Genomic DNA, 26280 nt, shown 5'->3' with positions numbered 1-26280 from the left:
ATCAGCCGGGTCGGACCGGCGGACGCCATCCGACGATCAGCTCAGGCCCATCTTCGAGGTGCACGCCGGCCACGCGCCCCAGCCCTGGGCCGCCTGGACCTTGGAGGCGATGGCGATCTGGGTGGCCTTGCTGGCATCGCTCGGCAGACCGGTGCCGCCGTACGCCTGCCACGTGCTCAGGTTGAACTGCAGGCCGCCGTAGTAGCCATTGCCGGTGTTGATGGACCAGTTGCCACCGGACTCGCACTGCGCGATCTGGTCCCAGACCGCGGTCGAGCCGCTGGACGAGGTGGTCGCCGGCGCGGTGGTCTTCGGCGCGGCGGTCGGCTTCGGAGCGGTGGTGACCTTCGGAGCGGTCGTCACCTTGGGGGCAGCCGCCTTCGGCGTCGCGGTGACCTTGGGGGTGGTCGCCTTGGGGGCGGTCTTCGTCGGCGAGGGCTTCGGGACGGGCTTGGGCTTGGGTGCCCGGGTCACGGTCACACGCAGGCCGTCCGTCAGCACGGTGGTCAGGCCGGGATCGACCTTGTCCTTGTCGGCCAGGGCGACCTTCTGCTCCTTGAGCAAGTCGTTCACAGTCTTGACCGTGGAGGTGACCTGCGTGGTCTTGCCGTCGACGGCGATGGTCACGTTCTTGGGGGTGGTGACGCTGAACGCGAGCCCCTCACGACCGATGCCCGCGGAGCGGGAGGTCGAGACCAGGGTCTTGGCGTCGCTCATCTGCAGCATCCCGAGGACCTGGTCCACAGAGGTGGCCGTGGTCCAGATGGTGCGCTGCTGGCCGTCGACCGTCACGGTCACCGGTCGGGCGTACTGGACCGAGATCTGGGTGCCCTCGGTCAGGCGGGTGTCGGAGGAGGGCGCGACGACGTCGTGCTCACCGAGCTGGATGCCGTCGTCGGCCAGGGCCTTGCCGACGGTACCGGCGTAGGTCCGAACCTGCGTCGGGGTGCCATCCACGGACACCGTCACGGTCTTGGCCAGGGCCTCGTTGAGGCCCACGGTGCCCAGCCCGAGAGCAAGGACGGTTCCGGTGGCGAGGGCTGCTACGGTCTTCTTCTGCACGCGGGGGTTCTCTCGATCAGGTCCCGAGCGGTGGCCCGGATCTCCGTGTAAGGTCACGAAACCATAACAACGAGATCTTGTCGTGACCAAATCGGCCGACCGTCGCGGTTGACCCGCCCCTGCCTCAGTACTATTGTCCGCTTCCCGTACCCGATCCGGCTCGGCGAACCGTTTCCCCTTGCCAGATGTCATTTGCTCGACCCCGCCGCGTGCTCCGGCCAACGGCCGCCGTACGCCTCGTGGGTGTTCCGTTCGAGCACGTGACAAAAGTCGGCAACGTCCATCCCGCGTCGCTGCGCAAGGTAACGGACGGTGTGCGGCAGCAGGTAGCCGGCGTTCGGCCAGCCGCGCCGGGGCGCGGGGGTGAGGAAGGGCGCGTCGGTCTCCACCAGCAGCCGGTCCAGCGGCACCAGGTCGTACGCCTCGCGCAGCGACTCGTTGGCGGGGAACGTCGCCGTTCCGGGGAAGGACAGCCATGCCCCTCGGTCCAGGAACTGCCGGGCGACGGCGGCGTCGCCGGAGAAGCAGTGCATGATGAAGCGCTCCGGCACGCCCTCGGCCTCGAGCACGTCCAGCACCTCCGCGTGGGCGTCCCGGTCATGGATGGACACGGTCAGGCCGTTCCGCCGTGCGATCGCCAGGTGGGCGGCGAACGACTCGCGCTGCGCCTCGCGCCCCGGGCCCTCGTGGGTGCGGTAGAAGTCCAGCCCCGTCTCCCCGACCCCTCGGACGACGTCCGGGCGCTGGTCGGCGGCCAGTTCCTCGATCCGGCGCAGGGCCTCGTCGAGGGCCGCCCGGCCGTGAGCCTCGGCCAGCCGGGCCGCGTCGTTGGGGTGGATCGCGACGGTGGCGACGACCGAGGGCTCGACCGCCGCGAGCTCGACCGCCCAGCGGGAGCTCTCCAGGTCACAGCCGATCTGCACGGTACGGGTCACCCCGGCCTCGGCGGCCCGGCGCAGCAGTTCCTCGACCGCCAGTCCGGTGTACTCCTGGGTGGTGTCCAGGTGGGTGTGCGAATCGGTGACGGGTGCCGGCAACGGCTCCGGCTGGGGCGCAGGGGTGTCCTTCACGCCCCGCAGCTTACGGCTCCCCCGACCCCCTCCCCGACGCCCGGACACCGGCACCGGACGGGCGCCTGCCGGGAGTCGGTGCCTGCCGGGAGTCGGTGACGGTTCAGGAGTCGGTCTGTGCCAGGGCCTCGCGGTAGAGGTCGTTGCTGCTCAGGCCGGTCGTCGCGGCGACCTGCTTGGCGGCCTCCTTCAGCCGCATCCCCTCCGCGTGCAGCGCCCGCACCTGGCCGACGGCGGCGGCCTCGTCCACGACCGGGGCGTCCGCGCCCTGGACCACGACGGTGATCTCCCCGCGTGCCCCCTCGACCGCCCACTGCGCCAGCTCGGCCAGCGGGCCCCGGACGACCTCCTCGTACGTCTTGGTCAGCTCGCGGCAGACAGCTGCCGGCCGCTCCTCGCCCAGGACGAACGCGGCATCGGACAGGAAGTCGGCCAGCCGGTGCGGGGCCTCGAAGAACACCATGGTGCGGCGTTCCCCGGCCAGGTCGGCGAAGCGGCGGCGGCGCTCGCCCTGCTTGCGCGGCAGGAAGCCCTCGAAGCAGAACCTGTCGACCGGCAGCCCCGACACGGCCAGGGCGGTCAGCACGGCGGAGGGGCCGGGGACGGCGGTGACCCGGATCCCGGCCTCGATCGCGGCGCTGACCAGCCGGTAGCCCGGGTCGGAGACCGAGGGCATGCCGGCATCGGTGACCACCACCACGCGCGAGCCGGAGAGGAGGTCGGCGACCAGTCCCGGGGTGCGGAAGGCCTCGTTGCCGTCGAAGAACGACACGACGCGCCCGGGCACCTCCTGGCCGATCCGGTGCAGCAGGTCGCGGAACCGCCGGGTGTCCTCGGCGGCGATCACATCGGCCTCCGACAAGGCCCGGCGCAAGGCCGGGGAGACCGAGTCGACGTCCCCGATCGGGGCGCCGGCCAGCACCAGGACTCCGACGCCGGCGGGGGTTGCTCGCTCCACTGTGGTCCCTCCTTGCAGGTGGCTCCATACGATGGGCACCGTGAGTCTGCCACAGGATCCGAGGCCCGAGGCCGAGTCTGCCACCCCGACCACGTCCGAGCAGCTCGACGAGCCTGCCGCGACGGGGCCGGGCTGGTGGGCCCGGCTGCTGCAGCGACCGGTCGAGACGCGTACGGTCGTGGAGCGCCTGCGGCCCCCGATGCCGGGCGCACTGGGCGGCTGGGTGATGGTCCTGGTCGTGACGGCCCTCGCGTTCCTGCTCCGGCTGTGGCACCTGGACCACCCGCACAAGCTGGTGTTCGACGAGATCTACTACGCCAAGGACGCCTGGTCGATCCTGCACCACGGCTACGAGGTCAACTGGGCCCCGGGCGCCGACGACCTGATCGCCCAGGGCAACGTGGACCAGATGCTGTCCTCGCCGGCCTTCGTCGTCCACCCGCCGATGGGCAAGCTGCTGATCGGCGTTGGTGAGTGGATGTTCGGGATGACCCCGTTCGGCTGGCGCTTCATGGCAGTCGTCTTCGGGACCCTGCTGGTCACCACGACGATGCTGCTGGTGCGCCGCCTCTCCCGCTCCAACTTGGTCGGCGGCATCGCCGGGCTCCTGCTGACCGTCGACGGGCTGGCGTTCACCATGAGCCGGCTGGCGCTGCTCGACATCTTCCAGGCCACCTTCCTGGTCGCCGCGGTCGGGGCCCTGGTCCGGGACCGGGACCACATGCGGGCCCGGCTCGCCGACCACCTGGAGTCCCACGGACTGGAGCACCTGGGCGACGACCTGGGCCCGCAGCTGCGGTGGCGGCCCTGGCGGCTGCTCTCCGGGCTGCTCTTCGGCTGCTCGATCGCCACGAAGTGGAACTCGCTCTATGCCCTGGCCGCCTTCGCGGTGCTCAGCCTGGCATGGGACGTGGGGGCGCGGCGCCTCGCCGGCGCCCGCCGACCGCTGCTGCGGGGGCTGTTCCGCGACGGGGCTCCGGCGTTCGTGCAGCTGGTCGTGGTCGCGACCGTGGCGTACGGGGCCTCGTGGACCCGCTGGCTGACCACCGAGGGCGGCTGGAGCCGCCACTGGGCGATCCAGAACCCCGAGGCGCCGATGGCCAGGTTCCTGCCGGACGCGGTGGCCTCGCTGTTCGCCTACCACCGCGAGATCTACCAGTTCCACACCGGCGCCTACATCAAGGCTGCCACCCACCCGTACGCCGCCGACCCGTGGGGCTGGCTGGTGCTGCAGCGACCGCTGGCCCTGGATGCGGTCAACGACATCCAACCCGGCACCAACGGCTGCCCGCCGGGCACCGAGACCTGCCTGCAGGTGATCACGGCCCTGGGCACCCCGCTGCTGTGGTGGACCGCCGCGGTGGCGCTGGCGGCGGCGATCCTGTTCTGGATCGGGCTGCGGGACTGGCGGTTCTCGGTCCCGGTGGTGGGCGCGCTGTCGATGTGGCTGCCGTGGTTCCAGTACACCGACCGGCCGCTGTTCTACTTCTACGCGATCTGCATCATCCCGTTCACCGTGAGCGCGCTGGCGATGTTCCTGGGCAAGATCCTCGGGCCCGCCGGGGCCGGCTGGCGCCGGGTCATCGGGGCCATCGTGGTCGGCGCGTTCGTGGCGCTGGTGGTGCTCAACTTCGCCTACTTCTGGCCGATCTACACCGACCAGGTGCTGCCGTGGTCGCACTGGTGGCAGCGGATGTGGCTGGGCGACGCCTGGGTCTGACCGGCCCGGCGGTGCCGCTCAGTACTTGCCGATCCGGTAGCGCAGTTTCGTCGCGCCCAGCCGCAGCAGGCTGAGCGCCTGCCCGGAGGCGCTGCCGCGCTGGTGCACCGGGCTCCAGGGCAGCCGGGTCTCGGTGCCGGTGATGTGCCCGGCGACCTGCAGGGCGGCGGCGGTCGCGGCGGCGATGTGGTCGTCACCGAAGCCGGTCGCCACGTACGTGCCGGAGCCGCGCAGGCCGACCCGCCCGACCAGCGGGAGCCCGTCGTAGCTGCGCTGGCAGCCGTACGACCAGCGGTGGGTGACCTGGGCACCGGGTAGGTGGGAGCGGACCCAGCCCTCCAACTCCACGGCGGCGATCTCGTCCCCCTGGCCGGTGGGGTGCGCCCGGCCGGCGACGACGACCTGGCCGGTACGGAACCCCGGGCGCAGGACGTACGGGCGCAGCGGGTCGTCGACGATCCGGAACGCGTCCTGGACCGTCGCGCCGTGCACGGCCACGGCGTGGACGGTGGTGGGCAGCAGGCGCGGGCCGACGAGGCCGAGGTCGGGCGACGGCATGCCGGTGGCGAGCACGACGCTGTCGGCCCGGACCACGGCGGTCGTCCGCCGTCCCGCCTCGTCGGTGCCGGTGAACCGGGCGGTGATCGGGGAGCCGGGCTCGAGCCGGTCCAGCCGACTGGCCTCGTGGACCAGCCCCCCGGCGGCGACCACGGCGCGCCCCAGTGCCTCGACGTACAGGCGCGGCTGCAGGGCGAGCGCATCGTCGATCCGGATCGAGGGCCGGGTCGGGAACGGCAGGCCCGGGGCGTCGTCGGCGACCGGGTTGAGGCCGGCAGGGCGCATCGCGAAGCGCTCCCGGTGCAGGAAGTGCGCCGTGTGGCCGTCCTCGACCACCGCGTGGCTGGCCAGTTCCCTGCTGGGGACCGCGCCCTCGCGGGCCTCGGCGCGGATGAACGCGAGGGCCCGGGTCAGCTCCTCGACGTACGTGACGACGGCCTCGGTGCCATGGGTCTCCTCGATCACCTGGCAGGACGTGCCGTGCAGGACCGAGGCGACGCCGGGGGTGGCGGCGCTGGTGCCGGCCCCGATCCGGTCCGCGTCGGCAACAATCACGCCGGCCCCCGCCCGGGCAGCCGCGAGGGCGGTGGTCAGGCCGACCACTCCGGCACCGATCACCAGGACGTCGCAGGTCGCGTCCGCCACCGGCGGACAGGTACGGGCGCTGGTCCCCCACAACGGGCTGGTGAGCGGCTTCGGCTCGGCGGTCGTCATGCCGACAGGTTAGCCGTCCGGGGTGGCCCGCCAGCCGGTACGGACGGCCGTACGGACCCCCGACCCGGCGGCATGTGAGGATGGGGCCCCCAGCTCGATCGGAGGCCCCGCCATGACCGCCCCTGCCCGCCCGTACCTCGCACCCCTCTCCCCTGTCGCCCACCGGCGCACGCTCGGCACCGGGCTGCTGCTGGCCGTACTGGCCCTGGCCGGCTGCACCGGGACGGTCAACGACGCGGGATCCGCGACGACCGCCGCCACCCCGCCGGCGGTGACGAGTGGTGCGACGGCAGGTCCGACGGGTCCGACCACGTCGCCCAGCGTGGTGCCGAGCCAACTGTCCACCGAGCAGGTGATCAGCGGCACTGCGGGGACCACCAGTGCGGCCGAGGCGGTCCTCGAGCTGGACGGTTCCCCGGTCCGCACCGGCACCGCGCGGTGCGCCCGGGCGATCGACGAGTCGACCGACCACCCGACGATCCGGCTGATCCTGGCCAGTGCCGACCAGAAGCAGAACGCCGAGGTCGTGGTGACCGACGGCCCGGATCCCACGGTGGTCAGCGCCGTGGTGATGCGCGATGGTGGGGCGCTGGCCGGCGCCGAGGGGCTGGACGGATCCACCCTGAAGGCCAAGCGCAAGGGCGACGCCTTCAGCATCAGCGGCACCCTCAAGGACCAGTCCGACGCCGGCACCCACGAGTTGCGGCTGCAGACGACCTGCGTCGGGCTGTGACCCCTCAGATCTGCTCGGCCTCGAACCTCTCCGCCCGGCGCTGCAGGCGGCCCTTGCGGACGGCGCCATCGATGCCCCAGGCACCGCCACCGACCAGCAGGAAGAACAGCCCCACGGCGGCCAGCAGGAGTTCGGTCTCCCCACGGAAGCCGGTCAGGCCGGACTCGAACGGGCTGCGCCACCAGTACACGTAGACCAGGGCACCGATCCCGACCAGGGCGGTCCCGAGCCCGGCGACCCGGACCAGCAGGCCCAGCACGAGCGCGACGCCGATCAGGACCGATGCGACCGCGGTGCCCCAGGCGAAGATCTCTGGGTATGGGAGAGCGGTCTGGGTGAACGTGTTGATGGTCCCGGGGATGTCCATCAGTTGCTGGGCACCCCGTACGCCGACGACAGCGGCGACGGCGAGGCGGAGCACGAACAGGCCGAGGGAGGCCGCGGGCCGATCGGTGGTCCGGGGCAGGCGGGTCGAGGGCGGTTCGGCGGCGACCGGGGGTGCCGGCTGGGGGCGGCGCTTGCCCAGCGCACGATCCCGGGCATCGCGTTCGGCCCGGCGCTCGGCGCGCAGGGCCGCGTCCTCGTCCTCGACCGGAAGGATCCCGGTAGGTGCCGGGGCAGGGCCCGTGCCGGCCGCCACTGCAGCCGTTGCACCGGCCGCGGAGGCGCCGGCGGCGGGGCCGCCCAGGACCTTGGTGGGTCGGTCCGTACGGCTGTGCCCGCGCCGATCACCGACCAGCGGGCCGCGGGTGACCACGGTGGGCTGGTCGTCGGCCCGGTCCCGGGAGCCCAGGGTCTGGGTGGGCTGGTCGTCGGGAGCACCGGCGGCGAGCGGGGCGGGGCTGCCGGCGCCTGCCGCGTCGGCCTCGTCGCGGCCGGCCGTCGCCGCGGGTCCGGCGGCCCGGTCGCGAGGCGGCGTGGCCTCCGACCGCGGCTCCCCGCCCGGCTGCGTCACGTCGTGCCAGTCATCGGTGGTGTCCTCCGGAGCGGGCTGGGCCGGATGGTGCCGGTCCTCCCCCGAGGAACGGGCCATGGTCTCCTCGTACCGGCGTACGTCCGCCCGGGAGAGCCGGGTCACGGTGGGCTCGGCGGCCTCGTCGTCCACTCCGGCCCCCTCGGGACGGTCGACGGCCTGGTCGTCGCTGCGATCATCGTCGTGGTCACGCGGGGTCACGGCTCACGTCCTTAGTGGTCGGGGAACATGCAGTCCCATTGTCACCGCTCCACCCGGCCGGGGGCTGCAGCAGGGCGGGAGTGTCGCGTCGCAGCCGGTCCGGATCGGCTCCGGACCGGCAAGCGTCAGGCCAGGGGCTCGTCGGCGCCGAGGCTCACCATCATCGACTCGACCGCCAGCAGCGGGGCGACGTTGCTCGCGAGCGCCTCGCGGCAGGCGAGGATCGCGTCGATCCGGGCGATGGTACGATCCGGGGTGGCCCGGGCGGCCTCTGCGGCGACCTGCTCGTGGTGCTCGATGTTCACCAGTTCGGCCCCGGTCTCGAGCTGGATGCTGAGCACGTCGCGGTACCAGGTGGTCAGCTCGGTCAGTGCCCGGTCGATCGCGTCGCGCTGCAGGCGCTTGACCCGCAGCTTCTGCTCGTCCTCCAGTTCCTTGACCGCGGCTGCGACGTTGCGCGGACGGGCGCCCTTGGTGCCCATGCCCAGCGCCTGCTGCAGGTCCGTCCGCTCGCTGGCCTCCAGGTCGGAGGTCTGGGCGGTCGCCTCGGCCTCCGCCGCCTTCACCACGGTCTCCGCGGCGCGCAGGCAGGCGCCGACCCCGGTGAGGTGGGCGGGGATCTTCAGCACGTCGTCGCGGCGCTGCCGGGCCGACGCGTCGCGGGCCAGGTGCCGGGCCCGGCCGATGTGGCCCTGGGCCGCGCGGGCGGCCACGTCGGCCTCGTGCGGGGAGATGCCGTCGCGTTGCACGAGCAGCCGGGCCACGTCCCGGGCGGCCGGGGTGACCAGGGTGAGGGCCCGCGTACGGGAACGGATGGTGGGCAGCACGTCGTCGGGGGTCGGCGCGCACAGCAGCCAGACCGTCGCCGGTGACGGCTCCTCGATGCTCTTGAGCAGCGCGTTGACGCCGCGCTCGGTGATCCGGTCGGCATCCTCGACCAGCACCACCTGCCAGCGCCCCACCGTGGGTGACATGTAGGAGCGGACGGCGACGTCGCGGATCTCGTCGACCCCGATGCTGAGCTTCTCGGTGCTGATCACCGTGACGTCCGGATGGGAGCCCGCCAGCACCGTACGGCAGCTGCGGCAGTGCCCGCAGCCGCCCTGGTCGCACTGCAGGGCGGCGGCGAAGGCGCGGGCGGCATTGGACCGGCCCGATCCGGGGGGTCCGCTGATCAGCCAGGCGTGCGACATCGCGTGCGGATCACCGACCACCGCGCGGCGCAGCACCTCCACGGCCGTTCGCTGGCCGACGAGGTCCGCCCACACGCCGGCATCGGCGGGAGGTGTGGTGGGCACGTGCCCGGGGTTGGGGTTCACGGGGCCAGTCTGCCCGGCGCCACTGACACCGCCGCCTGGCGGGCGGCCACGGCCTCGGCCACGCGGGCGGCGATCCGTTCCCGGGTGTCACGGGCCGCCAGGACCAGGTAGCGGTCGGGGTCGGCACCGGCCAGGGCCAGGAACCCCTGCCGAACCCGGAGGTGGAACTCGTCCCCCGCATCCTCCAGCCGGTCCTTGTCGGCGATCTGCCCGACGGCCAGGGCCGGGTCGAGGTCGAGCAGGACGGTCAGGTCCGGGTGCAGGCCCCTTGTCGCCCAGTCGGCGATCGCGGCGACCTCTGCCACGTCCAGCACCCGGCCGGCGCCCTGGTAGGCCAGCATCGAGTCGACGTACCGGTCGCAGACCACCATCGCCCCCCGCTCCAGCGCCGGGCGGACCACCTGGGCAAGGTGCTGGGCCTTGTCCGCGGCGTAGAGCAGCGCCTCGGCGCGCGGGTCGAGGTCCCCGGTGGCCGGATCGAGCAGCAGCCGCCGGATCACCGCACCGGCCGGGGTGTCTCCGGGCTCGCGGGTCACCACGACCTCATGGCCGGCGCGGCGCAGGTGCTCGGCGAGCAGCGCCAACTGCGTGGTCTTCCCGACCCCGTCACCGCCCTCGAAGACGATGAACAGTCCCCGCGGCTCAGCCATCGGTGCGGGTGTCCCCCGCCGGTGCCGACTCGGGGTCCTCGGTGGTCTCCAGGCCGTCGATCCCGAGGCGCTCCAGCAGCTCGCGGGCGGCCTTGTACACCTTGCGACGGTCCTTGGGCCAGTGCTCGGTGAACTCGGTGCGCGCCTCCGCGCGGGTGTCGGCCAGCCCGGCGTAGCGCCGGCCGATCCCGAAGGCCTCTTCCGGACTGGAGCTGCCGAGCGAGGCACGCAGGGCCTGCAACTCGTCGTTGTCGCACGCGACCAGCCCGTCGAAGAGCTCGCTGGCCCGGTTGCGGAGCTTCCTGGCCTGCTTGGGCGCCAGGAGTGCCGCCAGCTCGGCGGTGACGACGAGGCGCTCGGCGGCCGCGGCGGCGGTCTTCCAGCCGGTGTCGTCGAGGGTGTGCGGGGCGGCCCGGCCGGCCCGTAGCATCGCGTCGAGGGCCTCGGCGACCATGCCACCGATCTCCTCGCGCGCCGAGCCGGTGCCGATGCCCTGGGCCAGGGTCGGCGTCCGTAGCTTGCTGATCCGCTCGAAGATGCCGAGGTAGCGGTCGCCGGTCAGCAGCTCCTCCTGGTCGGCGCCGAAGGCTCCGTCCAGCTCGTCGGCCGCCCAGAGCAGCTCCCGGGCGAGTTCGTCGATGTGGCCGTGAGGCAGGACCGGGGCGACGACCGGGACCTCGGAGGCGAACCGGCGCAGGGCGCGGACCAGCGGCTGCACCTTGCGGGTCCGCCCGGACCGTACGTTGAGGTCGGCCAGCAGCACCTCGTGGGCGCCCTGGCTGATGAAGTGGCCGACGATCTCGGCCATCGAGGCGTCGGTGTCGACCGGGCCGGTCACCGACAGGTCGATCGCCCCGGTGAAGGCGTCGTCGTTGGTCAGGATCCGCAGCCGGGAGGCCAGCGGCAGCTGCCGGTCGACCCGGATGCCCTCGGCCCCGCGCAGCACCTCGTCCACCCACTCGACCTGGGTGCGCGACATGGTGCCGGTGTCGACGCAGACCTCGCGGTACTGGGTCAGCACCTCCCCGTCCCGTCGGATGGTGACGTGGTCGTCGACGACCGAGCCGAGCGGGACCCGATCGGTGGTCCGGACCAGGTAGGTGACGCGGGACCGGCGCTGGGTCCCGACCGGTGCCAGCGGTGCCCCGCGCAGCAGCGGGGCGAGCACGGCCTGAATGGCCTCGGGAACGTCGCCCGAGGTCATCGCCTCCACGTGCTCGGCCGGCAACTGGGGACTCCAGGTCGGCGCGGCCAGCAGCCAAGCGCCCTCCCCGTCCATGGACCGGTGGGCCAGCACGATGCCCGCCCGCAGCAGTCGGTGGTCGGCGGTGTCGAGGATCGTGAGGTCGCTCAGGGCGGGCCGGGTGCTGACCATGGCGGGGTTGCCGAGACCGAGGTCGGGGTTGGCGAAGCGGGGCGCGGCGGCCAGGTCGCGCATCTCGTAGCGGCGCACGGTTGTCCCTTCAGACACGGTTCGGACGGGATCGCTCATTATCGCATCGCCTGGGGTCGCTCGCACTGGATGTCCGGATCAGCCGGTGTCCTACTTCGCCGCCGTCTTCCCGGCCGCCGTCTTCGAGGTGGCTGCCTTGGTAGCAGTCTTCTTGGCAGTGGTCTTCGTGGCCGCCGTCTTCGTGGCCGCCGTCTTCGTGGCCGCGGTCTTCGTGGCCGCGGCCTTCTTCGTGGTGGTCGTCCTGGCCGCCGCCTTCTTGGCCGGGGCCTTCTTCGCCGTCTTGCGCGGGGACGGGCCCTTCGCCCGCTTCTCCGCCAGCAACTCGGCGCCGCGCTCGGGGGTGAGGTCACCGATCTCGTCGGTCTTGCGCAGGGTGGCGTTGGTCTCCCCGTCGGTGACGTACGGGCCGAACCGGCCGTCCTTGACCACCATCGGCTTGCCCGAGACGGGGTCGGGACCGAGTTCCTTCAGCGGCGGCTTGGCCGCGGCCCGGCCGCGCTGCTTCGGCTGGGCGTAGATCGCCTCGGCCTCCTCCAGCGTGATCGAGAAGATCTGGTCCTCGGCGGTCAGCGACCGCGAGTCGGTCCCCTTCTTCAGGTAGGGCCCGTAGCGACCGTTCTGGGCGGTGATCTCCACGCCCTCGGCGTCCGTGCCGACCACGCGCGGCAGGCTGAGCAGCTTGAGCGCATCCTCCAGCGTGACCGTCTGCAGGTCCATCGACGCGAACAGCGACCCGGTCCGCGGCTTGGCGTTCTTCGGCGCATCCTCGGGCAAGACCTCGGTGACGTAGGGGCCGAAGCGGCCGGCCCTGGCGACGATCGGATGCCCGGAGCCGGCGTCCAGGCCCAGGGCACGCTCCTCCCCCATCGGACGGGCCAGCAGCTCGCGGGCGGCGTCGACGGTCAGCTCGTCGGGCGGCAGGTCGTCGGCGACGTTGGCGCGCTTCTCGGTCTCGACCTCCTCCACGTACGTGCCGTAGCGGCCGACCCGCACGACGACGCCGGAGTCCATGTCACCGACCGGGAAGGTCGACAGGGCGCGGGCGTCGATGTCGCCCAACTGGTTGACCAGGTCGTGCAGGCCGGCGTGGTCGAGGTGCTCGGCGCCCGGCTCCCCGCCCCAGTAGAAGTCGTTCAGCACCTGGAGGCGCTGGGCCTCGCCGTTGGCGATCTTGTCGAGGTCCTGCTCCATCTCGGCGGTGAAGTCGTAGTCGACCAGGTTGGCGAAGTGCTCCTCCAGTAGCCGGGTCACCGCGAAGGCCAACCAGGTCGGCACCAGCGCCGAGCCCTTCTTGAACACGTAGTCGCGGCTGGTGATGGTGCGGATGATCGAGGCGTACGTGGACGGGCGGCCGATCTCCAGCTCCTCGAGCTTGGCGACCAGGGAGGGCTCGGTGTAGCGGGCCGGCGGCTTGGTCTCGTGGCCCTGCGCCTCGATCCCGATCACGTCGATCGCCTGGCCCTCGACCAACCGCGGCAGGCGCCGCTGCGAGTCGTCGGCCACGCCGTCGTCGACGGACTCGACGTAGGCCTTCAGGAAGCCCGGGAAGGTGATGGTCCGGCCGCGGGCGATGAAGGTGCAGTCCTCGCCGGAGGTCGCGGTGGCGCTCATCGTGATCGCGACGGACTCGCCGCGGGCATCGGTCATCTGGGAGGCGACGGTCCGCATCCAGATCAGCTCGTAGAGGCGGAACTGGTCGCCGTGCAGGCCGGTTTCGCGCGGGGTGCGGAAGGTCGACCCGGCGGGGCGGATCGCCTCGTGGGCCTCCTGGGCGTTCTTGACCTTGGAGCGGTAGACGTTCGGCGTCGGCGGCACGTACTCGGGCCCGTACAGCTTGGTCGCCTGCGAGCGGGCGGCGGTGATCGCCTCGCTGGACAGCTCGATCGAGTCGGTACGCATGTAGGTGATGTAGCCACCCTCGTACAGGTCCTGGGCGACCGACATCGCGCGCTGGGAGGTGAAGCCGAGCTTGCGGCCGGCCTCCTGCTGCAGCGTGGTGGTGCGGAAGGGGGCGTACGGGTGGCGGGTGTACGGCTTGGCCTCGACCTGGACGACCCGCATCGGGGCGTGCTCCAGGGCGGCGGCCAGGGCGCGGGCCCGGTCCTGGTCCAGGTGGACCAGCGGTTCCTTGCCCTCCTTGAGCCGGCCGTGGGTGTCGAAGTCGCGGCCCTGCGCCACGCGCCGGCCGTCGAGGGCGGTCAGCTTGGCGGGGAACTCGCGCGGCTCGGCCTCGGCGCCGGCGTCGAGGGTCGCCTCGAGGTCCCAGTAGCCGGCGGACGTGAACGCGATCCGCTCGCGCTCCCGGTCCACGATCAGCCGGGTCGCGACGGACTGCACGCGGCCGGCGGACAGCCGCGGCATGACCTTCTTCCACAGCACCGGGGAGACCTCGTAGCCGTAGAGGCGGTCGAGGATGCGCCGGGTCTCCTGGGCGTCGACCAGGTCGGTGTCGAGCTCGCGCGGGTGGGTGACGGCCTCCTTGATCGCGCTCTCGGTGATCTCGTGGAAGACCATCCGATGGACCGGCACCTTGGGCTTCAGCTCCTGCTGCAGGTGCCAGGCGATCGCCTCCCCCTCGCGGTCACCGTCGGTCGCGAGGTAGACGTCCTTGGCGCCCTTGAGTGCTTCCTTGAGGCTGCGCAGCGTGTTGCGCTTGTCCGCCGCGACGACGTAGAGCGGGGAGAAGTCGTGCTCGACGTCGACGCCGGTACGGGCCCACTTCTCGCCCTTGTACTTGGCCGGCACCTCCGCGGCACCTGTCGGCAGGTCCCGGATGTGGCCGCGACTGGACTCCACGACATAGCCCGGCCCCAGGTAGCCCTGGATCTTGGTGGCCTTGGTCGGTGACTCGACGATCACCAGGCTGTGTCCCACGTCCTGCGTAGCCACGTCTCCCTCTCCCTGTGCGACGCACGCCCCAGGCGTGTGCGCTCATCATTTCCCATGCGGGTCCGGCGCCGTCGCCGCGACCGACGACGTGGCACACCATAGCCCACACCACCAGCAGGTTCCCGGGGGCCGACGCGCGGGACGTTTCCGGTCCGCGCTCAGCGCGGGCGGTGCGTGGGCAGGTGGAACCGGGCAAGGAGCGTGGCCAGGCGGTCGGTCAGCGTACGGGCATCGCCCTGGGGGCGTACGTGGGTGCCGCGCAGCCGCCAGTACTTCACCTCCACGAACCGGGTGAGCTCGCCGGGATGGCGCCACCAGAGCCCGGCCAGCCGGACAAGGTGGCGCAACTCCTCGGCCCGCAGCCGCCACCGGCCGATGGCGGCCCGGTAGGGCAGCGTGATCGAGAACCGCTCGCGCAGCACCGCGGGATCGGTGCGGGTACCGGTGACGATGTTGGACAGGTTGGTGTCGTGGACGACCTGCAGCCACATCGGCGGGGCCACGACCTCCAGCAACGGCCCGTGCGTACGGGCCCGGGCGTGCTTGGGGGCGTAGACCGTCATCGGCGGCTCCCCCTCCCTGCGACGCTCGACCAGTGAGAGGAAGGGGCTGGAGAGGTTGTCGAACAGGTAGACCGCACCCCCGCGGTCGACCTGCAGGCCGCGGGTGAAGTTGACGAAGAGCAACTCCTGCTCCGCGAACCTGGCCTGCACCGCGGCCAGGAAGTCCGCCGCGATCCCGTCGTCGCTGTCGATCCGGGTGGTGATGACGTACGGCGCTGTGCTGCGCTCGGCCACCGCCGCGGCGAAGCTGTCGCGGCGCCAGGGCTCGTGCGTCCAGAGCGGGACGAAGGTCCCGTCGGCCGCCAGGTCCTCGACGGTGGCGCGGAACTCCGGCGAGCAGCGATCGTCGAAGATGACCAGCCAGGTGGCGTCCGCGCCGCGCTGGGCCCGCACGCTGGGATACGTGACGTCGTAGAAGAAGCCGAGCCGGTAGTCCAGCCACTCCTCCGCCGGCGGAGGGGCGCCTGGTGACAACACGGCACTGAACCGGGTGAGCAGGAAGTGGTCGAAGGCCGGCATGTACGGAGCCTAGGGGCGGTCGGGGCCGAGAGGGTCGGGGTCCGAGGGCGGGCTGAACCTCCAGCCGGCTACTGGTTCGCCGGCGCCGACTCGACAGGCATGCCCACGACCCGACGGATCGCCGCCGGACGCAGTGGGGTGGGCCGGGTCACGTCGGCGGGCAACGCCGCCATCCTGATCACGGCGGCCAGCACAGCGGCGGCGCCGGGGAGGGCCATCGGCGGCATGCTGTAGAGCCAACCGGTCCAGGGCCGGGCCAGCGTCAGCGCCATGCTCACCGCCAGCGCCACCACGAAACTCAGCAGCGTCGAACCGGTGGGCCCCAGCCCGATCCGGTCGACCGCCGCCCCGACGGGGACCAGCAGCGGCGCGTGCGCGAGGTAGGTCACGATCGAGTTCCGGCCGACCCACTCCAGGGCCAGCACCGGGGCCGAGCGCGGGAGGCGGGCGGCGAGCCAGATGGCGGCCAGGACGCCGGCGACGGAGATCAGCGCCTGGTCGGGGCGGAACGGCACGTACAGTCCGCGGGGCACCTGCCAGACGGCGCCGAGGAGGGAGACGCCGGTCAGCACCAGGGGCCAGAGGGGCCGAGCGGCCAGCCAGCGGTCGAGCACCGTCGGCAGGGCTGCGCCGACGAAGAAGAACGCCGAGTACCACAGGTAGGTGGTCAGCGCTCCGTACTGGTCCTGCAGCAGACCTGCTCCGGAGAACAGCCCGAAGGCGACCAGGAGCGGTGGAATCTCGCGGGTCAGCAGGGCCACGCCGTACGAGGCGCCGAGGGCTGCCAGGAACCACAGGTGGGTGCCGACGGCCAGGAACCCGACCGGGTCGGCCTGCCAGCGCTCGGTGAGCAGCAGCACCATGACGACCGTCCAGAGCAGCCAGGGCCACACCACCCCGCGCAGCTTGCCCAGGAGGTAGCGGCGCGTGCCCTTGGCCAGGGAGCGCTGCAACAGCAGCCCGGAGAGGACCATCAGGGTGGGCATCCGGTAGGGCCGCAGCAGGTCGTTGACCACCCAGGCGGTCTCGGCGTCGGTGGTCAGCGAGGCGTGCAGCAACACGACCATGACGACGGCGGACCCCCGTAGGAGATCCATCCACGCCCGGCGCGAGCGTCCCTCCGACCGATTCACCACTGGCTGAACGCTACCTGAGCGGGGCGATGAGGCCGCTCGACGTCCCACCCGACGGGTCGATCCAAACATGAGCCATACGCGCTCAACTTTTTTCGGAAGGTGGGAATAGTCCTGCTGATAGGCGGCGTTGCACCCAGTGACGGCGGCCGGCGCCACCGGTTGACCGTCATCGGTTCCTTTCCCTCATCACAGGAGATGCACCATGGCACGTACCTTCGACCCGTTCCGCGACGTCGACCAGCTGTTCTCGCAGGCCCTGCGGACCCCCGCCTCCACCGCCATGCCGATGGACCTCTACCGCGACGGCGACAACTACTTCGTCAAGATCGACCTGCCCGGCGTGGACCCCTCCACGATCGACGTCGACCTGGACGACTCGACGCTGACCGTCCGCGCGGAGCGCCAGCCGCAGGCCGGTGAGGGCGTGCAGTGGCTGACCCGCGAGCGCCCGGTCGGCACCTTCGCCCGCCAGCTCACGCTGGGCAAGGGCGTCGCCGCCGAGAACATCAACGCCGAGTACACCGACGGCGTGCTGATCCTCACCATCCCGGTCGCCGAGGCCGCCAAGCCGCGCAAGATCAGCGTCACGCACACCCCTTCGGAGACCCTGCAGGGCGAGATCGAGTCCGAGGGCAACGACAACGACTCGGAGTGACCGGGATTCGGAGTGATTCACGGGCCGGTGGACGACCGGCTCCCTGACAACTGACGAGGGCCCCACCCATGGTGGGGCCCTCGTTCGTCGCTGTCAGGTCCGGTCGGCGCCGATCTGTTCCTGCCCGGCAGGGACGGGCCGCTCCGGCAGGTCCGGACGGTGGGGCAGGTCCGAGCGATGCGGCAGGTGGCGGAAACCTGCCAGCAGCGAGGCGAGCAGCAACAGCAGGCCCAGGACCGGCGTGACAGCGCTGAGGGCGGCCTGGGCCGGGGTGTAGGCCATCTCCACCATGCCACCGCTCGGCAGGGTGCGATACGGCGCCAGCCACACCCAGACGATCAGCAGCGCACCCGTGAACCCGACCGGACGAGTGGGTCGGTGACTGACCAGCGCGACGGCCAGCGGCACGATCCAGACGTAGTGGTGGGTCCAGGAGACAGGGGAGGCGAGCGCCGTGGCGATGCCGATCACGGCGACCGCTGGGGCCTCCAGCTTGCGGCGCAGCAGTGCCCACGCGGCGGCCAGCCCGATCAGGATCGTCAGCGCCGACAGGACGGTGCCGAGCTCGGACCCGACGGCGTCGAGCTTGAACACGCGCAGGGTCGCCCCCTCGAACGACTGGTTGTCCAGATAGATGGGATCGGACTCGAAGCCGACCGATCCGGTGGCCAGCAGCCGCTTCCAGTAGAAGATCGACTGGTGCGGGTAGACGGCCAGGCCGACCAGCGTGAAGCCGAGCGCGGAGACCGACGCACTGATCGCTTGTTTCCACCGCCGGTTCACCAGCAGGTGCACGATGAACAACCCGGGCGTGAGCTTGATCGCGGTCATCAGTCCCAGCAGCCAGCCGTCCGGGATCGGCAGCCGCCGGCCGAGCAGGTGCGGACCCGGCACCAGGTCGAGGACGACCAGACAGGTCAGGATCAGTTGGATCTGGCCGAGCTCGGTGCCGAGCGTCACCGGCGTGCAGGTGCCGATCGCCGCCGCGGAGACCACGCTGGCCGACCAGCTGCGCAGGCCCATCCGGTGCACGACGGCCATGATGCCGAACCATCCGGCGACCGCCCAGAGGATCTTCCAGACGATCACCGGACCCCAGGTGAACGGCAGGAACAGCAGCGCGGCGACCGGCGGGTAGACGAACGCGTCCGGCCCGTCGCGGTACAGCTCGCCGCCGTGCAGCGCTGTCCGTGCGCCCTGTACGTAGATGTCGAAGTCCGCCATCCCGCCGTGCGGCCAGCCTCCGTGGTAGAGGAGGGGGATCAGCCAGGCGACGACGCCGGCCAGGAGCGGCAGGGCCACCTTGCCTGCTCGGTCCAGCCAGAATCCTCGGTAGCGTGTCGGTTGGGCATCCACGTGCCCATCCTGACATTGCCGGCGGCCGGTCCCCGCAACTGGGCAGCGGGCGACCGATCAACTGCCGCGGACATCAACTGCTGCGGACATTGCTCCGCCCCAGTCGGGCGGCCAGCCGCCGCGCCAGATCGGTGGCGTTCCTGGCGTTGTCGTTCTGGGGCAGGTCGTGGGTACCGCGGGCGCGGACGATCCCGGCTTCGAGGTGCCGCAGCAGCTCACCCGGATGGGCCCCCCACAGCCGGGCCAGACGAGCGCGCTGCACGGCCCTCTCCCGCACCAGCGTCAGGCCGGGCACCTCGCGCCGATAGGCCAGATCGAGGACGAAGCGGTCATTGGCTTGCGACGGCGAGACGCGCGTGCCGTTGACGAGGTTGGCGATGTTGGCGTCGTGGATCACCTGGAGCCACATCGGAGGCGCCTTCACCTCCCGCACGGGGGCGTATCTGCGGGCGCGGGGATGCTGCGACGCGAGGAAGACCGTACGTGGTGGGGCGTCCGACGGACGTCGCTCGATCAGGGACAAGAAAGGGTTCGACAGCTGGTCGTGGCGGTACACCCAGCCGCGTCGGTCGATCTGTAAGCCGCGGACGAAGTCCACGAACAACAGGTCCTGGTGCTCGAACTGCCGTTGCACCGAGGCCAGGAAGTCGACCGCGATCGCGTCATCGCTGTCCATCCGCGTGGTGATGACGTACGGAGCAGTGCTCCGCGCCGCGACATGGGAGGCGAAGCGGTCATCCCAGAACGGTTCATGCGTCCAGATCGGCACGAAGACACCATCCGCGGCGAGTTCCTCGACGTCCTGCCGGAATGCGTCCGAGCATCGGTCGTCGAACATGACCAGCCACGTGAAGTCTGCATCGCGCTGGGCGGCGACCGAGGGATGCGCAGCGTCCCAGAAGAATGCCAACCGGTACCGAAGCCAGTCCTCCCCCATCGGCGGCGCATCCGGCACGAAGACCGAGCTGAACCGGGTTAGGAGGAAATGGTCGAAGTCAGCCACGCGGTCACCGTACGACAGGCTGATCGCCCCAGCGGCTGCTCGGCCGACCGCGACTCATCGCCGACCGCGCAGCTCGTCGATCTCGCGACGATCCTTCTTGGTGGGGCGCCCCGCGCCGCGGTCCCGTCGGGCCATCGGGGCCGACAGGTACGCCGGGCGCTCCGGGGAGTGGTCGACGTACGCCTTGGCCGCGACCGGGGCACCGACCCGCTTGGTGATCGGCTCGACAACCTCGAACACCCGGTCCCAGCCGGGGCTGCGGACCGTCACCCGGTCACCCGGGCGGACCTCCTGGGCCGGTTTGGCCGGCTTGTCGTTGACCCGTACGTGGCCGCCCTTGCAGGCGTCAGTGGCCAACGAGCGCGTCTTGTAGACGCGTACGGCCCACAACCACGAGTCGACTCTGGCCATGAGTTCTTTCCCTCATCGGTTGAAGCTGTCGTGCGCTCAGGCTACTCCAGGACCAAGAGGCCGCGGGTCACCCCCATCGGGCGCCACATCCTTGACAGTCGAGACCGCGGCGATATTCAACACGGCTTCTCCCCCGCGAGCATTTGGCAACACTATCGGAGTCGAGAGCGCCCTCCGTGGTTTCGGAGCCAATCGCGCCTCGGAGGAAACCGCCACCGGATCATGGCTCATAAGGAGGACCAATGCTGCGATCGCGAAAGCCAGGCTCGCGAGGCCCCAAAGGGTGAACGGCCCCGGTCCTGCGGGCCACCACCATTGAACGTTCGAGAGGGAAGCCCCGCCGCCCACACCGGAAGTGTACCGGCGGATATTGGTCAACAAGGCAAGCGAGTGCGCTCCCACTAGTAAGAGGTACATCGACACTCGTTGCGGACGCGCGATGACCACCGAGGCCCGACCAGGCGCCAGTGCAACGAAGAGCAGGACGGCCGCTAGCGGCAGGACGTATCGCGGTTGCGGATAATCGACTGCAGATAGCAGCACCAACCCTCGCTGCGCCACGATCAAAGGTAACATCACGATAGCCCCACCCGCGATCAACAATGCGACGGACTTTCGCAGGTTCAACTGGGTAATGCCGATCATGACCATAGTGGCAGCCAAGAATCCCATCGTCACGCGCACGAGGGGAGGCATGGAGGTATCCAGCCAGCCAAGATCACTGTAGAGCCGGAGCAGGAAATTCGGGAGTTCAAGAATATTTCGATACAGCACATTGAAGGGAGACTCACTGGCTGCCACCCCTGAGGTGACCGAAAAACCACCTGAACCAGCATTCAAGAATGACCACCCCGCAAAAGCGGCGGCCAATACCGGCGCCAGAATTCTCGAGCGCACCGAATAGCTGCGCACACCGTGGACGATGCTCATCACCACGAGGGTAAGGATAACGTAAAGCGCTCCGTCAACCCGTGCACCCGCCGCCATCACGGCCCCCCCCATTACCGTCAAGGAAGCGACTGAGAGCGCGAGCCGCTTAGAGGCCTTGAGGAGCGCATCCATAGCAAGCACGAGCACCGCAATGCCCGTGACAGCCCACGAACTCGGGTTGACCGAGGCAATCAGGAAGAGGCCCAGCGGGACAACACTGAGGGCGATTGCCGCCGCCCAGCGACGCCGTTCCACCCCGCTGGAGATCAAGAGCGCAACTGACGATGCAGCCACGGCAAGGACGACATTCACAACGCGCATCACCAGAATCGACCGCGTGACGTCGGGGCCGACGAAGATATGCATGAAGCGATAGTAATATGGTGGATATTCTCCGTGATCAACACGGGTAGTCAGAACCAGCCCGTCAGACGGGATGCCGGACATGCAGGCAGCCGATATTTCAGCATGGAACGCATAACACTTCGAGGCATCTCGCACCAATGCCGGAACATAGACCCCGGAGGCACCTTCAGCATCTACCCCCGTCCGACAACCCGACGATTCCACTGGGGGTGGACACCAAATACTCCCCATATGATAATCCTCATCCGGTGACGATCCGACCGGGGAAGCGAGGACCCAAGCCAGACCTACGGTCAACGTCGCCACAATTAGAAGAACGGCGGTAAACCCATCCTTTCTGTTACTCAGGAAGGAAATCAACGCGATCTTCTTATCCATTAGAGTGCATCCTCTTGTATCCCGGGATTGGCCTCCGCAGGCCACCAGCGCCTTGCGCGATCAATTGGTCCCGTGCTCCAACTGCTGCAGCAGGTAGGTGCCGTAGCCGGATTTCACCAGCGGCTCGGCGCACTGGCGCAGTTCGTCGTCGGTCAGGAACCCCATCCGCCAGGCCGCCTCTTCGGGGCAGCCGACCTGAAGACCCTGCCGGGCCTGCATGGTGTGCACGTAGTTCCCGGCGTCCAGCAGCGAGTCGAAGGTCCCGGTGTCCAGCCAAGCCGTCCCTCGTGGCAGCACCTCCACCTGCAGCTTGCCCCGCTCCAGGTAGTGGCGGTTGACGTCGGTGATCTCGTACTCCCCGCGCGCCGACGGCGCCAGGTTGCGAGCGATCTCGACCACGTCGTTGTCGTAGAAGTAGAGACCCGGCACCGCATAGTTGGACTTCGGCTCGGCGGGCTTCTCCTCCAGCGACAGGGCCATCCCGTTGTCGTCGAACTCGACCACGCCGTACGCCTTGGGGTCGGCGACCCAGTACGCGAACACCGCCGCACCGTCGATCTGCTCGAACCGCTGCAGCCTCGAGCCGAGGCCCGGACCGTAGAAGATGTTGTCGCCCAGCACCAGCGCGGCCCGATCGTTGCCGACGAAGTCCGCGCCGATCGTGAAGGCCTGCGCGAGCCCCTTCGGCTCTGGCTGGGCGGCGTACGACAACGACACCCCGAACTGTGAGCCATCCCCGAGCAGTCGCTGGAACGAGGCCAGGTCGTGCGGGGTCGTGATGACCAGGATGTCCCGGATGCCGGCGAAGATCAGCGTCGACAACGGGTAGTAGATCATCGGTTTGTCGTAGACAGGTACCAGCTGCTTACTGGTACCGAGCGTGATGGGGTTCAGTCGCGTCCCCGAGCCCCCCGCCAGGATGATTCCGCGCATGGGGCGAGCTTTTCACACGTCGCACACAGCCACCAAGACGCTTGCCGAACACAGTGTCCAATTACACGAAGCGCTTGGCATACCCGAGCTTGTAGGTCAGATCGGTGCTACGGGTTCCCAACGGACGAGCCGGATTCCCGCCGACGATGGTGAAGGCCGGCACATCCTTCGGAACCACGGCGCCGGCTGCCACGACCGCACCCTCACCGATCGTCACACCGGGAAGGATGATCGAATGGCTCGAGACCCAGGCATGGTCGCCGATCGTGACGGGAGCCCCGGTCTCGGCGAAGTCCGGTGAGTTGACGTCGTGTTCGCGGGTGTAGATCGTGACGTGACTGCCCAGGTTCACAGAGTCGCCGAGCACCAGACCGGACCGACCATCCAGGAAGCACGAGTCACCAATGATGCAGTGTTCCCCGACGGTGATGGACTCGGGGGCGTAGAACTCGGCGCGCCAGTGGATGCTGGAAGTCGATGGGAGGGTCATCCCTGCACGACGGTAGAACAGGTTCCGCACGCGGTGGGATGGCACATGGCCAAGGTCGGCCAAGAGCCGCAGCCTCAGATCGGACCAGACGTCGTTGCGCCAGTGATTGGCCTCCAGCGCCCACGAGGGTGCGACCCGCTTGAGGGCCTCCTTGACCGTTCCCATAGGAGCGCCTTTCTTGAGATAGGTTCCACGATGGACCCGCTACAGGTGTGACCCTAACAACCACCTCTCCAGGAGCAGATCGCAGTGGCCGAGAATCGGAACGACAACCCATCCGACATCGATGCGGTGGTGGTGCTGTCGTACTTCGGACGTGCCGACACCGTGGCCTGCGTCGAGTCCTTGGTTGCCGGGTCGCCCGAGGCCAGGGTCTTGGTGATCGACAACGGATCGTACGACGGTGTGATCGAAGAGATCGTCAATAGGTGGCCATCCGTCGAAACCCTGCAGACGGGCGCGAACCTTGGCTTCGCCGGTGGGATGAACCGGGGTATCGAATGGGCACTCGACGTCGGGGTCGGGACCATCACCGTCCTCAACAATGACACGATCATTCCGCGCGGAGCGATCGCGGCCCTTGGACGGCTCGCCAGGACTGGCGTGGCGGTCAGCCCCGAGGTGCGGTATGCGGACGGATCGGAGCGGGTCTGGTTCGGCGGCGGCACCATCGATGCCGAGACCAGTCTCGCGCGGCACCTCTCCGCGAGCGAGATCTCCAGCAGTGACGGCCCGGACCGCCCCGTACTCCGCCCCAGCCAGGTCCTGGCGGGGTGTTGCGTCACCGCGACAGCGGGGTCCTGGCAGCGCATCGGCTCGTTCGATGAACGGTACTTCCTCAACTTCGAGGACTCCGACTGGAGCGTCCGGGCCCAGCGAGCCGGCATACCCCTCGTCGTGGCCACCGACGTCGTCATCTACCACAAAGTCTCCGCGTCCTTCACGGGCTCGTACTCATACCTCGGGACCTTCTACTACACCCGCAACGGGTTGCTCTTCGGCTCGACGCGACAGCCGTGGGCCCTCGGTACCCGCGCCCGGTTTTTGAGGAGGCATGTGATACCAGTCCTGGGAAAGGCTGCCCGAGACCGTGACTGGGCACGTCTGCTCCGGCAGTCGGTGATGATCGGCTCAGCCGTGCTGGCGCACCTCGGGCGGCGATACGGGCGGGCACCCCGCCTCCTGGAGGGATTCGCCGGGAACTGGGCAAGTAAGTCCACCACTACCCGTGAGTGAGGTGAGCCACACCTCCGGTCAGCAGCTGCGGATGAACTGCGCCTTGACCCAGGCCCCCGACTGGTAGACGAACTCGCGCAGCCAACTGAACGGTCCGCGGTGCTCCGGATAGTTCCAGATGCTCACCGTCGCCGGGACGCACCGTTCCATCAGCATCCGGGTTCGTGCCGTGTGCGGTGTGCTGGTGAAGACAGCCACGTGCTTCCAGCCGTGGGCACGGACCTGCTCGGCCAGCAGGCGGGCCTCCCCCCGCGTCGTGTACGGGTCGGGGATCACGCACTGGATCGTGTAGCCCTGCCGCTGCTCGCCGCAGTTCGGCGGGAAGTACGCGTGGCCAGACGGATCGATGGACGTCGTGGCCAGGAATACCGGTGTCACCCCCTCGTCCGCGCGGGCGAGGGCCTGGTCCCACCGTGTCTCGACCGGGCCGATGACGTACATCGCATCGACGTGCTCGACCGGATCGACGCGCGGGTGGGCGACGAAGCGGATGCACAGCCCCAGCCAGCTGAGGGACGCCAGCAGGAGCACTCCTCCGGCGACCATCAGACGTCTACGAAGTCGGCTCACGACTAGCTCCTCCACTGTCGACGGGCGACGCGGTCAACTGCCGATGGGCAGGTCGGCCACGTACGTGCGCAGGGACTCGTCGACCGCGGCCGGGCGGAATCCCGTCGCCTTGATCTTGTCCAGGGCCAGTGCGCTGTGCACCGGACGGGGCGCCAGGTCCTTGCCCCTGCCGTACTCCTGGGCACTGACCGGGGTGACCTCGGCGCGGTCGTGACCCTTCAGCCCATACACGTCTGCGGCGATGTCGGCCCAGGACTGCACCGGCCCGTCGCCGGTGACGTTGTAGACACCGTACGCGGCGTCGGTGCCGACCAGGTGCCTGATCGCCCGGGCCAGGTCGTCGGTGAAGGTGAGCCTGCCGTACTGGTCGTCGACCACCGTCGGCCGCACGCCCTTGTCGGCCAGCATCGCCATGGTGGCGACGAAGTTCTTCCCGTCGCCGATCACCCAACTGGTCCGCACGATGTAGTGCCGGGGCACGGTGGAGACGATCGCATCCCCGGCCGCCTTCGTCTGGCCGTACACCCCCAGTGGGGAGAACGGCTCGTCCTCGGTGTGCAGGTCCGCGGTGCCGTCGAAGACGTAGTCCGAGGACATCTGGACCAGCGTGATCCGGTGCTCGGTGGCGATCCGGGCCAGCCGGGCCACGGCCTCGACGTTGGTCGCCCACGCCGTACGCCTGCCCTCGGGGGTCTCCGCCGCATCCACGGCCGTGAAGGCCGACGCGTTGATGATCGTCTCGACGTCGGCCCACCGGATCCGGGTCAGGTCATCGGGCCGGGACAGGTCGAACCCCGGCCGCGCCAGCGCGATCGCATCCGGGTAGAGCAGGCGCAGCGCCCGGCCGAGCTGACCGTTCGCGCCGACGATGACCGTGCGCCTGGGCGCCATCGGGACCACGTCGGCGAGCATCGGGTGGTTCCGGTCGGCCTCGGAGACCTCCGCCTGCTCCAGCGGGATCGGCCAGTCGATCCCCAGCTGCGGGTCGGCCAGGTTCACGAACGTGTAGGAGGCCTTCGCCTCCGGGCTCCAGTGGTCGTTGACCAGGTAGGAGTATGCCGTGTCGGGCTCGAGCGTCTGGTAGCAGTTCGCCACGCCCCGCGGCACGAACACCGCGGTGTCCGGCCCGAGCTCGACGGTGACGACCCTCCCGAACGAGTCCCCCGCGCGCAGGTCCACCCAGGCCCCGAAGACCCGGCCGGTGGCCACCGAGACGAGCTTGTCCCAGGGCTCGGCATGGATGCCTCGCGCGACACCGACCTGCGGGTTGAACGACACGTTGTTCTGCACCGGCCCGAAGTCGGGCAGGCCGAGCGCGGTCATCTTCTCGCGCTGCCAGTTCTCCTTGAACCAGCCGCGCGCGTCCCCGTGCAGCGGCAGGTCCAGCACCAGCAGGCCGGGGATCGCGGTCCTCTTGACCGTCAGCTCACCCAC

At 70.2% G+C, this 26280-nt stretch carries 23 protein-coding genes; 4 read left to right on the top strand and 19 right to left on the bottom strand.

The features are described 5' to 3' along the window. Positions 1-36: 36 nt before the first annotated feature. The 3 genes from GA0111570_RS18245 to rsmI form a co-directional block, all read right to left on the bottom strand. Complete coding sequence (locus tag GA0111570_RS18245; protein WP_175557260.1) at positions 37-1062, bottom strand: resuscitation-promoting factor; 1026 nt, start codon at positions 1060-1062, stop codon at positions 37-39. A 188-nt stretch (positions 1063-1250) separates the two neighbouring features. Next, positions 1251-2132: a TatD family hydrolase gene (locus GA0111570_RS00845; protein WP_092605412.1), complete on the bottom strand. Its 882-nt coding sequence runs from the start codon at positions 2130-2132 to the stop codon at positions 1251-1253. A 103-nt stretch (positions 2133-2235) separates the two neighbouring features. Then, positions 2236-3090: a 16S rRNA (cytidine(1402)-2'-O)-methyltransferase gene (rsmI, locus tag GA0111570_RS00840; protein ID WP_092605410.1), complete on the bottom strand. Its 855-nt coding sequence runs from the start codon at positions 3088-3090 to the stop codon at positions 2236-2238. 199 nt (positions 3091-3289) lie between these two features. Here rsmI and GA0111570_RS00835 point away from each other — a divergent pair, with 199 nt between their 5' ends. Then, positions 3290-4810, top strand: a complete 1521-nt coding sequence (locus GA0111570_RS00835) for a phospholipid carrier-dependent glycosyltransferase (protein ID WP_092605974.1) — start codon at positions 3290-3292, stop codon at positions 4808-4810. An 18-nt stretch (positions 4811-4828) separates the two neighbouring features. Here the strand turns inward: GA0111570_RS00835 and GA0111570_RS00830 are convergent, their stop codons facing one another. Continuing rightward, complete coding sequence (locus GA0111570_RS00830; protein WP_092605408.1) at positions 4829-6082, bottom strand: NAD(P)/FAD-dependent oxidoreductase; 1254 nt, start codon at positions 6080-6082, stop codon at positions 4829-4831. Between the two features lie 112 nt (positions 6083-6194). Between GA0111570_RS00830 and GA0111570_RS00825 the strand changes: the two genes are divergently transcribed. After that, entirely contained in the window at positions 6195-6815 is a 621-nt protein-coding gene (locus GA0111570_RS00825; protein ID WP_092605406.1) for a lipoprotein LpqH, read from the top strand. A 4-nt stretch (positions 6816-6819) separates the two neighbouring features. On the opposite strand, the gene GA0111570_RS00820 is transcribed toward GA0111570_RS00825, so the two are convergent. From GA0111570_RS00820 to GA0111570_RS00790, 7 genes are all read right to left on the bottom strand, one after another. Next, positions 6820-7989, bottom strand: a complete 1170-nt coding sequence (locus tag GA0111570_RS00820; protein WP_092605404.1) for a DoxX family protein — start codon at positions 7987-7989, stop codon at positions 6820-6822. Between the two features lie 125 nt (positions 7990-8114). Then, positions 8115-9308, bottom strand: coding sequence for a DNA polymerase III subunit delta' (locus GA0111570_RS00815; protein WP_245702957.1), 1194 nt, complete (start codon positions 9306-9308; stop codon positions 8115-8117). Next, on the bottom strand, positions 9305-9958 hold the full coding sequence (tmk, locus tag GA0111570_RS00810) for a dTMP kinase (protein WP_092605402.1): 654 nt from the start codon (positions 9956-9958) through the stop codon (positions 9305-9307). Before tmk ends, GA0111570_RS00815 begins: the two co-directional genes overlap by 4 nt. Continuing rightward, the gene (locus GA0111570_RS00805; RefSeq protein WP_139283106.1) at positions 9951-11429 is read right to left on the bottom strand and encodes a CYTH domain-containing protein; all 1479 of its coding nucleotides are present in this window, start codon (positions 11427-11429) and stop codon (positions 9951-9953) included. The genes tmk and GA0111570_RS00805 overlap by 8 nt, the downstream gene beginning before the upstream one ends. A gap of 72 nt (positions 11430-11501) precedes the next feature. Next, a complete protein-coding gene (gene topA, locus GA0111570_RS00800; RefSeq protein ID WP_245702956.1) occupies positions 11502-14300 on the bottom strand; it encodes a type I DNA topoisomerase in 2799 nt (932 codons plus the stop codon). Between the two features lie 158 nt (positions 14301-14458). Then, positions 14459-15382, bottom strand: a complete 924-nt coding sequence (locus GA0111570_RS00795) for a glycosyltransferase (RefSeq protein ID WP_092605396.1) — start codon at positions 15380-15382, stop codon at positions 14459-14461. A gap of 68 nt (positions 15383-15450) precedes the next feature. After that, positions 15451-16479 carry an acyltransferase family protein gene (locus GA0111570_RS00790; RefSeq protein WP_281245189.1) on the bottom strand — a complete coding sequence of 343 codons (1029 nt, stop codon included), beginning with the start codon at positions 16477-16479 and terminating at the stop codon, positions 15451-15453. Positions 16480-16720: 241 nt separating this feature from the next. On the opposite strand from GA0111570_RS00790, the gene GA0111570_RS00785 reads away from it, so the two are divergent. Continuing rightward, positions 16721-17173 carry an Hsp20/alpha crystallin family protein gene (locus GA0111570_RS00785; RefSeq protein ID WP_092605392.1) on the top strand — a complete coding sequence of 151 codons (453 nt, stop codon included), beginning with the start codon at positions 16721-16723 and terminating at the stop codon, positions 17171-17173. A gap of 93 nt (positions 17174-17266) precedes the next feature. Here the strand turns inward: GA0111570_RS00785 and GA0111570_RS00780 are convergent, their stop codons facing one another. The 6 genes from GA0111570_RS00780 to GA0111570_RS00755 form a co-directional block, all read right to left on the bottom strand. Further along, entirely contained in the window at positions 17267-18529 is a 1263-nt protein-coding gene (locus GA0111570_RS00780) for a glycosyltransferase 87 family protein (protein WP_092605390.1), read from the bottom strand. Positions 18530-18602: 73 nt separating this feature from the next. Then, positions 18603-19532 (bottom strand): glycosyltransferase, encoded by a 930-nt coding sequence (locus GA0111570_RS00775; RefSeq protein WP_092605388.1) that lies wholly within the window; start codon positions 19530-19532, stop codon positions 18603-18605. A gap of 54 nt (positions 19533-19586) precedes the next feature. Then, positions 19587-19943 (bottom strand): RNA-binding S4 domain-containing protein, encoded by a 357-nt coding sequence (locus GA0111570_RS00770; protein ID WP_092605386.1) that lies wholly within the window; start codon positions 19941-19943, stop codon positions 19587-19589. 36 nt (positions 19944-19979) lie between these two features. Next, the gene (locus GA0111570_RS00765) at positions 19980-21617 is read right to left on the bottom strand and encodes a DUF2142 domain-containing protein (protein ID WP_092605384.1); all 1638 of its coding nucleotides are present in this window, start codon (positions 21615-21617) and stop codon (positions 19980-19982) included. A 60-nt stretch (positions 21618-21677) separates the two neighbouring features. Then, the gene (rfbA, locus tag GA0111570_RS00760; protein ID WP_092605381.1) at positions 21678-22550 is read right to left on the bottom strand and encodes a glucose-1-phosphate thymidylyltransferase RfbA; all 873 of its coding nucleotides are present in this window, start codon (positions 22548-22550) and stop codon (positions 21678-21680) included. Between the two features lie 61 nt (positions 22551-22611). Continuing rightward, positions 22612-23205 (bottom strand): acyltransferase, encoded by a 594-nt coding sequence (locus tag GA0111570_RS00755; protein ID WP_217633951.1) that lies wholly within the window; start codon positions 23203-23205, stop codon positions 22612-22614. A gap of 129 nt (positions 23206-23334) precedes the next feature. Between GA0111570_RS00755 and GA0111570_RS00750 the strand changes: the two genes are divergently transcribed. After that, complete coding sequence (locus GA0111570_RS00750; protein WP_175557258.1) at positions 23335-24276, top strand: glycosyltransferase family 2 protein; 942 nt, start codon at positions 23335-23337, stop codon at positions 24274-24276. Between the two features lie 18 nt (positions 24277-24294). Here the strand turns inward: GA0111570_RS00750 and GA0111570_RS00745 are convergent, their stop codons facing one another. Further along, positions 24295-24846, bottom strand: coding sequence for a YdcF family protein (locus GA0111570_RS00745; RefSeq protein WP_139283105.1), 552 nt, complete (start codon positions 24844-24846; stop codon positions 24295-24297). A gap of 33 nt (positions 24847-24879) precedes the next feature. Then, a complete protein-coding gene (locus GA0111570_RS00740; protein WP_092605969.1) occupies positions 24880-26280 on the bottom strand; it encodes a sugar nucleotide-binding protein in 1401 nt (466 codons plus the stop codon).

This window comes from Raineyella antarctica (assembly GCF_900092135.1).
GTDB lineage: Bacteria > Actinomycetota > Actinomycetes > Propionibacteriales > Propionibacteriaceae > Raineyella > Raineyella antarctica.
Note: the sequence above shows the minus strand (reverse complement) of the source record. Positions and strands in the feature narration are given on the sequence as shown.